General features: G+C 64.1%; 1 pseudogene. It reads right to left on the minus strand.

Going from position 1 to position 223, the window contains the following annotated elements:
- Positions 1-223 (minus strand): annotated as a pseudogene (locus E4K09_RS26700) (M23 family peptidase); the annotation flags it as partial.

Consider the following 223-nt stretch of genomic DNA (forward strand, 5'->3'; position numbering starts at 1 on the left):
ATAGCCGAGGATCGGGTGGAAGCGCGACCCGAAGCCGGAACGCAGAATCCCGTCCGTGATCGGCTTGCGGAGCAGGAACTTCTTCAGGGAGCGGCCGCTCTCGTCGAAATAATCGACGGATCCGTCTTCTCCCTGAAACCGGTAGACCCGGCGTGCCTCGCCCCCGACCGTCAGGGAGGCGTAGAGAATCTCCGGCGGCGCATCCTCGTCGTCCGAACCGAAG

It is taken from the genome of Microvirga pakistanensis (genome assembly GCF_004458765.1).
Lineage (GTDB): Bacteria > Pseudomonadota > Alphaproteobacteria > Rhizobiales > Beijerinckiaceae > Microvirga > Microvirga pakistanensis.